The organism is Nocardioides sp. (assembly GCF_035481145.1).
GTDB lineage: Bacteria > Actinomycetota > Actinomycetes > Propionibacteriales > Nocardioidaceae > Nocardioides.
The window spans coordinates 1-11467 of the sequence record NZ_DATIHB010000116.1 but is presented as its reverse complement, the minus strand read 5'-3'; the positions used below and the strand labels follow the sequence as shown (position 1 = coordinate 11467).

The 11467-nt window shown below is 71.8% G+C and carries 12 protein-coding genes; 10 read left to right on the top strand and 2 right to left on the bottom strand.

The window, feature by feature from the left end; translation table 11 throughout:
* The 10 genes from VLF38_RS09625 to VLF38_RS09580 all read left to right on the top strand — a co-directional run.
* Positions 1-697, top strand: a 697-nt coding sequence (locus VLF38_RS09625; RefSeq protein WP_325271046.1) for an NADPH:quinone oxidoreductase family protein, incomplete at its 5' end; no start/stop codon positions are given.
* Positions 694-1365, top strand: coding sequence for an HAD family phosphatase (locus VLF38_RS09620; RefSeq protein WP_325271045.1), 672 nt, complete (start codon positions 694-696; stop codon positions 1363-1365). The genes VLF38_RS09625 and VLF38_RS09620, both read left to right, overlap by 4 nt.
* Entirely contained in the window at positions 1362-2132 is a 771-nt protein-coding gene (locus VLF38_RS09615; protein ID WP_325271044.1) for an SDR family oxidoreductase, read from the top strand. Before VLF38_RS09620 ends, VLF38_RS09615 begins: the two co-directional genes overlap by 4 nt.
* Before the next feature lie 37 nt (positions 2133-2169).
* Positions 2170-2622 (top strand): MaoC family dehydratase, encoded by a 453-nt coding sequence (locus tag VLF38_RS09610; RefSeq protein ID WP_325271043.1) that lies wholly within the window; start codon positions 2170-2172, stop codon positions 2620-2622.
* Positions 2619-3653 (top strand): phosphotransferase family protein, encoded by a 1035-nt coding sequence (locus VLF38_RS09605; RefSeq protein ID WP_325271042.1) that lies wholly within the window; start codon positions 2619-2621, stop codon positions 3651-3653. Before VLF38_RS09610 ends, VLF38_RS09605 begins: the two co-directional genes overlap by 4 nt.
* A complete protein-coding gene (locus VLF38_RS09600; protein WP_325271041.1) occupies positions 3653-4888 on the top strand; it encodes an acyl-CoA dehydrogenase family protein in 1236 nt (411 codons plus the stop codon). The genes VLF38_RS09605 and VLF38_RS09600 overlap by 1 nt, the downstream gene beginning before the upstream one ends.
* Entirely contained in the window at positions 4885-6063 is a 1179-nt protein-coding gene (locus VLF38_RS09595; RefSeq protein WP_325271040.1) for an acyl-CoA dehydrogenase family protein, read from the top strand. Before VLF38_RS09600 ends, VLF38_RS09595 begins: the two co-directional genes overlap by 4 nt.
* The gene (locus tag VLF38_RS09590) at positions 6060-7181 is read left to right on the top strand and encodes an acyl-CoA dehydrogenase family protein (RefSeq protein ID WP_325271039.1); all 1122 of its coding nucleotides are present in this window, start codon (positions 6060-6062) and stop codon (positions 7179-7181) included. The genes VLF38_RS09595 and VLF38_RS09590 overlap by 4 nt, the downstream gene beginning before the upstream one ends.
* Positions 7181-8209, top strand: coding sequence for an NADP-dependent oxidoreductase (locus VLF38_RS09585; RefSeq protein ID WP_325271038.1), 1029 nt, complete (start codon positions 7181-7183; stop codon positions 8207-8209). Before VLF38_RS09590 ends, VLF38_RS09585 begins: the two co-directional genes overlap by 1 nt.
* 10 nt (positions 8210-8219) lie before the next feature.
* Positions 8220-9743, top strand: a complete 1524-nt coding sequence (locus VLF38_RS09580; RefSeq protein WP_325271037.1) for an acyl-CoA carboxylase subunit beta — start codon at positions 8220-8222, stop codon at positions 9741-9743.
* On the opposite strand, the gene VLF38_RS09575 is transcribed toward VLF38_RS09580, so the two are convergent.
* Together VLF38_RS09575 and VLF38_RS09570 are read right to left on the bottom strand one after the other, a co-directional pair.
* Positions 9725-10405: a response regulator gene (locus VLF38_RS09575; protein ID WP_107698691.1), complete on the bottom strand. Its 681-nt coding sequence runs from the start codon at positions 10403-10405 to the stop codon at positions 9725-9727. The two genes, VLF38_RS09580 and VLF38_RS09575, sit on opposite strands and share 19 nt — an antisense overlap.
* Positions 10402-11467 (bottom strand): sensor histidine kinase (locus VLF38_RS09570; RefSeq protein ID WP_325271036.1); only part of this gene is annotated, 1066 nt, incomplete at its 5' end. The genes VLF38_RS09570 and VLF38_RS09575, both read right to left, overlap by 4 nt.

Below are 11467 nucleotides of genomic sequence, written 5' to 3'. Positions count from 1 at the left end.
GGCGGTCATGGACGTCGCGATGACCTTCCCGGCCCCCGACGCGCTCGACGACGCCGAGGCCTCGAGCCTCTACATCGGCTACCAGACAGGGTGGTTCGGCCTGCACCGCCGCGCCAACCTCAAGGCCGGGGAGACCCTGCTCGTCCACGCCGCCGCCGGCGGTGTCGGCAGCGCGGCCATCCAGCTGGGCAAGGCCGCCGGCGCCCGGGTCATCGGCGTCGTCGGTGGTCCGGACAAGGCCGAGGTCGCGCGCCAGCTCGGCGCCGACGTCGTCATCGACCGCCACACGCAGGACTTCGTCGAGGTGGTCAAGGCCGAGACGGGCGGCCGGGGCGCCGACGTCATCTATGACCCGGTGGGCGGCGACACCTACGCCCGCTCGACCAAGTGCATCGCCTTCGAGGGCCGGATCCTCGTGGTCGGCTTCGCCGGTGGAGAGATCCAGTCGGCCGCGCTCAACCACGCGCTGGTCAAGAACTACTCGATCGTGGGCCTCCACTGGGGCCTCTACAACCTCTACGACCCGCCGGCGGTCCAGGAGTGCCACCGCGCCCTGACCGAGCTCGCCGACCAGGGCCTGATCGGCCCGCTGGTCAGTGAGCGACTCGCCCTCGCAGACGTGGCAGCGGGCGTCCAGCGCCTCGCCGATGGTGTCACCGTCGGCCGGGTCGTGTACGACGCGGGAGTCACCGCGTGACGGGCGGCCCCCCGCTCGTCGACGCGGTGCTCTTCGACTACGGCGGCGTGATGACGGGCCCGGTGGGTGACTCCATCCGGGCCTGGCACACCGCCGACGGCATCGACCCCGCGTCGTTCACACGGACGCTGAAGCAGTGGCTCTCCCGCACGGTCAACTGGGAGACCCCGATCCACCAGCTGGAGACCGGTGCGCTCAGCATCGCGGAGTTCGAGCGGATCTTCGCGGCCGAGCTGACGACCGTCGACGGAGTCCCGCCGGAGGCCGCCGGGATCCTCGGCCGGATGTTCGCCGGGATGCGGCCCGATCCGGTGATGTTCGAGCTCGTCGAGGAGCTGCGTGACTGCGGCATCAGGGTCGGCCTGCTCTCCAACAGCTGGGGCAACACCTACCCCCGTCCCGAGATCGACGAGCTCTTCGACCCCGTCGTCATCTCGGGCGAGATCGGGCTGCGCAAGCCCCACGCCACGATCTACCAGCACGCGCTCGAGCAGCTCGACCTGCCCGCCGGTCGAGTCCTCTTCGTCGACGACGCCGAGCCCAACATCATCGGCGCCCAGTCCGTCGGACTGCGCGCCCTCCTGCACACCAGCCCCCGCTGCACGCGCGCCGCACTCGCCGCGCTCGTGCCGGCGCTGTCACCCACTCCCCGAGAGGTTCTCGCATGACCGACACCACCACTTCCACCCGCGTCGCCGTCGTCACCGGCGCCGCCCGCGGCATCGGCGCCGTCGTCGCCCGCCGCCTGGCCGAGGACGGCCTCGCCGTCGCCGTGCTCGACCTCGACGAGGGCGCCTGCGCCGACGTCGTCAAGGAGATCGAGAACGCCGGAGGCCGCGCCCTCGCGGTCGGCGTCGACGTGGCCGACGAGGCCGCGGTCCAGGCCGGCGTCGAGCGGATCGTCGCCGAGCTCGGCGCCCCGACCGTCCTGGTCAACAACGCCGGCATCACCCGCGACAACCTGATCTTCAAGATGACCACCAGCGACTGGGACCAGGTCATGGGCGTCCACCTGCGCGGCTCGTTCCTGATGACGCGCGCCGTCCAGGCACACATGACCCAGGCAGGCCACGGCCGCATCGTGAACCTCTCCAGCACCTCGGCGCAGGGCAACCGCGGCCAGGTCAACTACGCGGCGGCCAAGGGCGGCCTGGAGAGCTTCACCAAGACGCTCGCCATCGAGCTCGGCCGCTTCGGCGTCACCGCCAACGCCATCGCCCCCGGCTTCATCGACACCCCGATGCTCTCCGCGACCGCGGAACGCCTCGGCATGTCGTACGACGACTTCCTCGAGGCCGGCGCGAAGACGATCGCGGTCGGCCGGGTCGGCACCCCCGACGACATCGCGCAGGCGGTCTCGTTCTTCGTCGACGAGCGCTCGAGCTACGTCAACGGCCAGATCCTCGCCGTCGCCGGCGGCCCGTCCCACTTCTGATCCGCCGTTTCCGCACGTCCCGAAGGAGAGCACAGACATGAAGGTCTTCACCGGCATCCCCGAGGTCGAGGCAGCCGTCGGCACGCACGTGGGCTGGTCGGAGTGGCACGAGGTCACCCAGGACCAGGTGCAGCTCTTCGCTGACGCCACGGGCGACCACCAGTGGATCCACCTCGACGTCGAGAAGGCGAAGGAGGGGCCGTTCGGCGGCACGATCGCCCACGGCTTCCTCACCCTCTCGCTGCTCCCGATGCTCGCAGCCGAGGTCTACCGGATCGACGGCGTCAAGATGGGCGTCAACTACGGCGCCGACAAGCTCCGGTTCCCCTCGCCGGTGCCCGTCGGCTCGAAGGTGCGCGCGGGCGTCGAGATCAACGGCGTCACGCCGATCGCGCTCGGCTACCAGATCGCCACCCGGGTCACCATCGAGCGTGAAGGTGGCGACAAGCCGGCCTGCGTGGTCGACATGCTCGCCGTGGTCGTGCCGTGACCACCGACGATGCCGCGTCTCCGCGCGGCCTCGACCTGCCGAAGCTCGGCGCCTGGTTCGCTGCCGAGATCCCCGGTGCGGGCCGCGAGCTGACCGCCACGATGATCGCGGGCGGCAAGTCCAACCTCACGTACGCCGTCTCCGACGGCGCCCGCGAATGGGTGGTCCGCCGCCCTCCGCTCGGCCACGTGCTCGCCACGGCCCACGACATGTCGCGCGAGTACCGCGTGATGACCGCCCTGCGGGACACCCCCGTTCCGGTGCCGGTCACCTACGGGCTCTGCCAGGACGACGCCGTGCTGGGCGCCCCGTTCTACGTGATGGAGCGGGTGACGGGCACGCCGTACCGGCTGGCCGACGAGCTGATCCCGCTGGGGGCCGAGCGCACCCGGACCATCTCCACCCGGCTGGTCGACACGCTCGCCGCGCTCCACCAGGTCGACCCGGTGGCGGTGGGGCTCGGTGACTTCGGCAAGGCGGAGGGTTACCTCGGCCGCCAGGTCAGCCGCTGGAAGAAGCAGCTCGACGCGTCGTACTGCCGCGACCTGCCCGCAGCCGACGAGCTCTACGCACTGCTCGCCGCTGACGTGCCGGCCGAGTCCGCCGCCGGCATCGTGCACGGCGACTACCGCCTCGACAACGTCCTGGTCGACGACTCCGACCGGCCGACGGCGGTGCTCGACTGGGAGATGGCGACGCTTGGCGACCCGCTCGCCGACCTGGCCCTGATGCTCATGTACCACCGGCTGGGGGAGTCCGCGTCGGGGGCGAGCGTCACCAACGCCTCGGCGGCCCCCGGCTTCCTCAGCGAGGACGAGATCATCGACCGCTATGCCCAGGGCAGCGACCGTGACCTCTCCCGGTTCGGCTTCTACCTCGGCCTCGCGGCGTACAAGCTCGCCGCGATCCTCGAGGGCATCCACTACCGCTACCTCCACGGCCAGACGGTCGGGGAGGGCTTCGACACCATCGGCGACGCGATCCACCCGCTTCTCGACGCCGGCCTTTCCGCACTGAAGGAGAACCACTGATGGAATTCGCCTACGACGCCCGTACCGAGGAGCTCCGCGCCTCGATGCTCGACTTCATGGAGAAGCACGTCCACCCGGCCGAGAAGGTCTTCGAGGAGCAGATCGCCGAGCTCGACGACCGCTGGGCCTGGGACTCCGTCCCGGTCCTGGCCGAGCTGCGCGCCGAGGCGAAGAGCCGTGGCCTGTGGAACCTCTTCCTCCCGGGTGAGGAGGGTGGCGGGCTGAGCAACCTGCAGTACGCCACGCTCGCGGAGATCTCGGGCCGCAGCCCGCACCTGGCCCCCGCCGCGATGAACTGCGCCGCGCCCGACACCGGCAACATGGAGGTGCTCGCGGTCGCCGGCAACGACGAGCAGAAGAAGAAGTGGCTCGAGCCGCTGCTCAACGCCGAGATCCGCTCGGCGTTCGCGATGACCGAGCCCGACGTCGCCTCCTCCGACGCGACCAACATCGAGCTCAGCATCGTGCGGGACGGCGACGAGTACGTCCTCAACGGCCGCAAGTGGTGGATCACCGGCGCGATGAACCCCAACGCGAAGATCTTCGTGGTCATGGGCAAGACCGACCCGTCCGCGGAGCGGCACCGCCAGCAGTCGATGATCCTCGTCGAGCGTGAGACCCCCGGCCTCGAGATCGTCCGGCCGATGCACGTGCTCGGCTACGACGACCACGAGCACGGCGGCCACGCCGAACTCCGCTTCACTGACGTCCGCGTCCCTGCCGGCAACCTGCTGATGGGCGAGGGCGACGGCTTCGCGATCGCCCAGATGCGGCTCGGCCCCGGCCGGATCCACCACTGCATGCGCTCCCTCGGCCTCGCCGAGCGGGCCATCGAGCTGATGTGTGAGCGCGCCGAGAGCCGCGTCGCGTTCGGCAAGAAGATCTCCGAGCAGGGCGTGGTCCGCGACTGGATCGCCGAGTCGCGGGTGAAGGTCGAGCAGCTCCGCCTGCTCTGCCTCAAGGCCGCGTGGCTGATGGACACCCAGGGCAACAAGGCCGCCCACACCGAGATCCAGATGATCAAGATCGCGACCCCGGCTGCGGTCGAGTGGATCCTCGACAAGGCGATCCAGACCCACGGCGCCGGCGGTCTCTCGCAGGACTTCCCGCTGGCCAACATGATCGCCGGCATCCGCACCCTGCGCTTCGCCGACGGCCCGGACGAGGTCCACAAGAACGCCCTCGCCCGCGCCGAGCTCCGCCGTCAGGCCGACCGCCGCGAGGCGCGCGCATGACGGAGCTGGCCCGGCAGGTCGCCGACTTCCTGGCGGCGCACGATCCGGCCACGACCGACCGGCTGGATTTCCTCCGGGCCCGGTACGACGCCGGGCTGGCGTGGGTCGCCTTCCCGGCGGGCCATGGCGGTCAGGGCCTCCCGCAGGCGCTGCAGTCCGACGTGGACCGACTCTTCGCCGAGGCAGGAGCGCCGAGCAACCTGCCGGAGCGCAACGGCATCGGCCTCGGCATGGCCGCGCCGACGATCCTCACCTACGGCACCGACGAGCAGATGGAGCGTTTCCTCAAGCCGCTGTGGACCGGCGAGGAGATCTGGTGCCAGCTCTTCTCCGAGCCCGGCGCCGGCTCCGACCTGGCCAACGTGTCGACCCGCGCGGTCCGCGACGGTGACGAGTGGGTGGTCAACGGCCAGAAGGTGTGGACCTCGGGTGCGCACAACGCTCGCTTCGCCATCCTGGTCGCCCGCACGGACCCCGACGCGGTGAAGCACGCCGGCCTGACCTACTTCCTCTGCGACATGACCGATCCGGGCGTCGAGATCCGGCCGCTGCGCCAGATCACCGGTGAGGCGGAGTTCAACGAGGTCTTCCTCACCGATGTCCGCATCCCCGACACCCAGCGCCTCGGCGCCGAGGGCGAGGGATGGCGGGTCGCCAACACCACGCTCAACAACGAGCGGGTCTCGATCGGCAAGGGCGCGGCCCGCGAGGGCGGCATGATCGGTGTCGTGGCCAACACCTGGCGGCAGACCCCTGAAGGGCGCACGCCCGAGCTCCACGACCGGCTGCTCCGGCTCTGGGTCGACGCGGAGGTGGCCCGGATCAGCGGCCGCCTGCTGTCGCAGAAGCTGGCCTCTGGCCAGCCCGGCCCCGAGGGGTCGGCGGCCAAGCTCACCTTCGCCCGCATCTCCCAGGAGCTCGCGGGCCTGGAGCTCGAGATCCTCGGTGAGGACGGGCTGCGCTACGAGGACGAGCAGGGCTGGGAGATGGTCCGGCCCGAGCGGGTCGACTTCACCGGCCGCGACGCGGGCTACCGCTACCTGCGAGCCAAGGGCAACTCCATCGAGGGCGGCACCTCGGAGATCATCCGCAACATCGTCTCCGAACGCGTCCTCGGCCTGCCCGGCGAGCACCGCACCGACAAGGACCGCCCCTGGAAGGAGCTGGCCAAGTGATCCCCGCTGCCGCCGATCTCGACCTGCTCGCGACCGACATCGAGACCGACCTCCGCTCCACCGTGCGTGGTCTGCTCGCCGATCAGTGCGAGCCCGGCGCCGTCACGGCGCTCTACGACGGCGACCGCTCGGTCGTCGTGCCCCTGTGGAAGTCCCTGGCGGCCGACCTCGGCCTCGCCGGCCTGCTCGTCCCCGAGGAGCTCGGTGGTGCCGGCGCCTCGGCGCGCGAGGCCGGAGCCGTCCTCGACGAGCTCGGACGGGCCTGCGCGCCGGTCCCGTTCCTCACCAGCGCCGTGGTCGCCACCTCGGTGCTGCTCGCCTCCGACGGTGACGAGGCGCGCACACTCCTCGCCGCCCTCGCAGCCGGCGACCGGACGGCCGCCCTCGTGGTGCCGCTCGCGCTCGCACCCGGCGCGGCGCTGCCCGATGTCTCGGTCGCAGACGGGCGCGTCAGTGGCACTGTCCGCAGCGTCGCCGGCGCGCTCGAGGCCGACGTCCTGCTCGTGGCGGTGGCTGACGGGCAGGGCGTAGCGCTCTACGCGGTCGCCCGCGAGGACGCGCAGGTCACGCCTGTCTCCTCGCTCGACATGGCGCGCCAGGTCGCCGACGTCACCTTCGACGGAGCTTCCGCCCGGGTGCTGGCGGCCGACGCCGACGCCGCGGTTCGCGCGGGCCTGCTGGCCGGGGCCGCGCTCCTGGCCAGCGAGCAGGCGGGCGTCGCCCGCTGGTGCCTGGAGGAGACCGTCGCCTACCTCAAGGTGCGTCGCCAGTTCGGTCGCGTGGTCGGTGGCTTCCAGGCGCTCAAGCATCGGCTCGCCGACCTGTACGCCGAGGTGGAGTCCGCCTCGGCTGCGGCCCGCTATGCCGCGGCTGCGCTTGCTGCCGGCGAGGACCTCCCGGTCGCGGCCCACGTCGCCGCGGCGTACTGCGGTGACGTCGCGGTCCACGCGGCCGAGGAGGCCGTGCAGCTGCACGGCGGCATCGGCATGACGTGGGAGCACCCGGCGCACCTCTACCTGAAGAAGGCGAAGGCGGACCAGCTGGCGTTCGGCACCCCCGGTGCCCACCGGGCCGCGCTCGCCCCGCTGATCGACCTGCTGCCCGGAGGAGACGACTGATGAAGAGCACCCAGATCAGGCTGGCCTCGCGGCCGGTCGCCGAGCCCCTCGACAGCGACTTCGAGGTCGCCACGGCGGAGCTGCCCGAGCCGGAGGAGGGGCAGGTCGTCCTGCGCACGCTCCACCTCTCGCTCGACCCCTACATGCGCGGCCGGATGAGCGACGCGCCGTCCTACGCCGCCCCCGTGGGGATCGGTGAGGTCATGGTCGGCCAGACGGTCTCCGAGGTCGTCGCGTCGCGCTCGGAGCGTCGCGAGGTCGGCGACATCGTCCTGGCCTACACCGGCTGGCAGAGCCACGCGGTCGTCGATGCGCGGGCCACCCGCCGCCTCGACCCGTCCGCTGCGCCGGTGTCCACGGCACTCGGCGTGCTCGGCATGCCCGGCTTCACGGCGTACGGCGGGCTGCTGGCGATCGGCCAGCCGAAGGCGGGGGAGACCGTCGTGGTGGCTGCTGCTGCCGGGCCGGTCGGCTCCGCCGTCGGCCAGATCGCGAAGGCGAAGGGTGCCCGCGCCGTCGGTATCGCCGGTGGTCCGGAGAAGTGTCGCCTGCTGCTGGATGAGTACGGCTTCGACGCCGCGGTCGACCACCGCTCGCCGACGCTCCGCGAGGACCTCGCCGCTGCGACGCCGGACGGCATCGACGTCTACTTCGAGAACGTCGGCGGTCATGTCGCCGCCGAGGTCGTCCGTCGCTTCAACACCTACGCGCGGATGCCGGTCTGCGGCCTGATCGCCGGCTACAACGGTGGCGAGCCGATGGCCGACTTCGACCGGCTGCCCGGCTTCATGCGCCGCGTGCTGACCAAGAGCCTGACGGTCCGCGGGTTCATCCAGGACGAGTTCGTGCCGACCCATTGGGCCGACTTCCAGCGCGAGATGTCGGGCTGGGTCGCCGACGGGACGGTGCGCTACCGCGAGGACGTCGTCGACAGCCTGGAGAACGCCCCCGAGGCGTTCCGTGGACTGCTGGCGGGCCGCAACGTCGGCAAGCTGCTCGTCAAGGTCGCCGACCCCGCCGGGGTGTAGAACGGTCACCGTGACCGATGACGACGCCCCGGCCCAGGGGCTGGACGAGGTGCTGGCCCGCCGCTTCCTGACCACCGACGCGGCCCGGCCCGAGAAGGTCGCGCGCCGGCACGCGGCAGGGCGGCGTACGGCGCGGGAGAACATCGCCGACCTGGTCGACCCGGGCTCCTTCGTGGAGTACGGCCGGTTCGCCACCGCCGCCCAGGAACGCCGCCGCGAGCTCGCGGAGCTCGTCGTGGAGACGCCGGCCGATGGCCTGGTCGCAGGCACCGCGACGGTCGACGGGCACCCATGCGCGGTGCTCTCCTACGACTACATGGTGATGGCCGGCACGCAGGGATTCCGCGGGCACCACAAGTCCGACCGGCTGCTCGAGGTCATCGAGCGACTCGGCCTGCCCTGTGTCTTCTTCACCGAAGGCGGTGGCGGTCGTCCCGGTGACACCGATCTCCCGGTCGTCTCCGGCCTCGACGTCGCGACCTTCGCCCTGTGGGCCGGGCTGACCGGCTCCGCGCCCAGGATCGCGGTCGTCTCGGGCCGCTGCTTCGCGGGCAACGCCGTCCTGGCCGGCACCGCCGACCTGCGGATCGCCACCCCCGACGCCAACCTCGGCATGGCCGGCCCCGCGATGATCGCGGGCGGCGGGCTGGGCTCGTTCACACCGGAGGAGATCGGCCCGGTGGCGGAGCAGGCGGCCAACGGGGTCGTCGACGTGCTCGTCGCCGATGAGGCCGAGGCGGTCGAGGTTGCACGGAGGCTGCTCGGCTACCGCCAGGTCGCCGTCGCGGCCGAGGCGGTGGCCGTCGACCAGGCGGAGCTCCGCGCGATGCTGCCCGCCAACGACCGAGAGGCATTCGACGTCCGCCCTCTGGTGGAGTCGCTCGCGGACGCCGACAGCGTGACCTGGCTGCGGGAGCAGTTCGCGCCCGAGCTGGTCACCGCCTTCGGCCGGATCGAGGGGCGGCCGGTCGGGGTCCTGGCGAACCAGTCGACCCACGTCGCCGGCGCGCTCACCTCCGCCGCCTCGGTCAAGGGGGCGGAGTTCCTCGAGCTCTGCGAGAGGTGGCGGATCCCGGTGCTCTCGCTCGTCGACACCCCCGGCTTCATGGTCGGCCCGGACGCCGAGCGTGAGGGCCTCGTACGCCACGCCTCGCGGCTCGTCGTCGCGGGCGCCCGGCTCACCGTGCCGCTCGTCGGTGTGGTGCTGCGACGCGGCTACGGCCTGGGCGCCCAGGCGATGCTCGGGGGCAGCACGCACCGGCCGCTCCTTACCGTCGCCTGGCCCGAAGCCCACCTCGGGCCAATGGGGCTCGAGGGCGCGGTGCGGCTGGCGCTGGCCAAGGAGATCGCCGCCCTGCCCGAGGACGAGCGCGAGGCCGCTGTCGCCGAGCACACCGCGCTGGCGCGCGAGCACGCCAAGGCGCTCAACGCTGCCCGCGTGCTCGAGATCGACGACGTCATCGACCCGGCCGAGACCCGCAGCGTGGTCGCCGCGACGCTGCGCGCGGCGTACCGTCAGAGGTCGAGCTTGTAGCCCAGACCGCGGACGGTGACGAGGTACTTCGGGTCGGACGGGTCCGGCTCGAGCTTGGCGCGCAGGCGCTTCACGTGTACGTCGAGGGTCTTGGTGTCGCCGACGTAGTCCGAGCCCCAGACCCGGTCGATCAGCTGACCGCGGGTGAGCACCCGGCCGGGGTTGCGCAGGAACATCTCCAGCAGCTCGAACTCCTTGAGCGGCAGGCGGGTGTCGACGCCGTCGACGGTGACGACGTGGCGCTCGACGTCCATGCGCACCGGGCCGGCCTCGAGCGTCTGCGGGGCGAGGTCGCCGGCGTCGTTGCCGCGACGCAGGACGGCGCGGATCCGGGCCACGAGCTCGCGCGGCGAGTAGGGCTTGGTGACGTAGTCGTCGGCGCCCAGCTCGAGGCCGACCACCTTGTCGACCTCGTCGTCCTTGGCACTCACCATGATCACCGGGACCGAGGAGGTCTGGCGGATCTGGCGACAGACCTCGGTGCCGGGCAGGCCGGGGAGCATGAGGTCGAGCAGGACGATGTCGGCACCGTTGCGGTCGAACTCGGTGAGCGCGTCGTTGCCGTTGGTGGCGACGGCGACCTCGAACCCTTCCTTGCGCAGCATGTACGTCAGGGCGTCGATGTAGCTCTCTTCGTCCTCGACGACGAGTACGCGGGTCATGTGCTCTCCTCCTGATGGGGGGCGAAACGGGGGAGGGTCAGGGTGAAGGTGGAGCCCTGTCCCTCGACGGACCAGACCTTGATCTCGCCGCCATGGGTGGCAGCGACGTGCTTGACGATGGAGAGGCCCAGGCCGGTGCCTCCCGTGGAACGGTGACGGGCCGGGTCGACCCGGTAGAACCGCTCGAAGATGCGGTCCAGGTCGCCGGCCGGGATGCCGATGCCCTGGTCGGTGACCGCGATCTCGATGCTCTCCTCGAGGCCGCGCACCGCGACCGCGACCGAGGAGCCCTCACGCGAGTAGTGGACCGCGTTGGCGACGAGGTTGCTGACCGCGACCGTGAGCTGGTCACGGCTGCCGTTGAGCTGCAGTCCGGTGTCGCCGCCGGTGACGACGGTGATGCCCTTGGCCTGGGCGTCGATCGCGCTGGTGTCGACGGCGACCGCGACGATCTCGTCGACCGGCACGGGCTCGGGCTGCGAGACGGGCTCGTCGCCCTGGAGGCGGGAGAGGTCGATGATCTGCTGGACCAGGTGGCTCAGCCGGTCGCTCTCCTTGAGCATCCGCCCGGCGAACCGCTCGACGGCCTCAGGGTCGTCGGAGGCGTCGCTCACCGCCTCGCTGAGCAGCCTGATCGCCCCGACGGGCGTCTTGAGCTCGTGGCTGACATTGGCGACGAAGTCGCGGCGGATCGAGTCGACGCGGCGTTCGCGGGTGCGGTCCTCGAGCAGGGCGAGGACGAGGCGGGAGCCGAGCGGCGCGACCCGGGCCGTGACGTGGCGGACCTGGCCCCGCGTGCCCATCGCGAGCTCGAACTCGGCCTCGCGGATCTGGCCGTCACGCCGGACCCTGCGGATCAGGGCCGCCAGCTCCTCGTCGCGGATGCCGCTGCCGTGCACCAGCCCGAACGCGTACGCCGGGGCGCTGGCGCGCAGGACGACGTCCTGCTCGTCGACGACGACGGCGCTCTGGCGCAGGACGGAGAGGACAGAGGTGATGCCGGGTGGCACGGCGGGCGGCGGCGTCTCGGGGACGCGGTGGAGGATCCGGTCGCTGTAGTGC

What these genes read in the sequence shown, in the direction of transcription:
- VLF38_RS09615 (WP_325271044.1), top strand. Translation starts at nt 1,362, where the DNA reads ATGACCGACACCACCACTTCCACCCGCGTCGCCGTCGTCACCGGCGCC.
- VLF38_RS09610 (WP_325271043.1), top strand. Translation starts at nt 2,170, where the DNA reads ATGAAGGTCTTCACCGGCATCCCCGAGGTCGAGGCAGCCGTCGGCACG.
- VLF38_RS09600 (WP_325271041.1), top strand. Translation starts at nt 3,653, where the DNA reads ATGGAATTCGCCTACGACGCCCGTACCGAGGAGCTCCGCGCCTCGATG.
- VLF38_RS09595 (WP_325271040.1), top strand. Translation starts at nt 4,885, where the DNA reads ATGACGGAGCTGGCCCGGCAGGTCGCCGACTTCCTGGCGGCGCACGAT.
- VLF38_RS09585 (WP_325271038.1), top strand. Translation starts at nt 7,181, where the DNA reads ATGAAGAGCACCCAGATCAGGCTGGCCTCGCGGCCGGTCGCCGAGCCC.
- VLF38_RS09575 (WP_107698691.1), bottom strand. Translation starts at nt 10,405, where the DNA reads ATGACCCGCGTACTCGTCGTCGAGGACGAAGAGAGCTACATCGACGCC.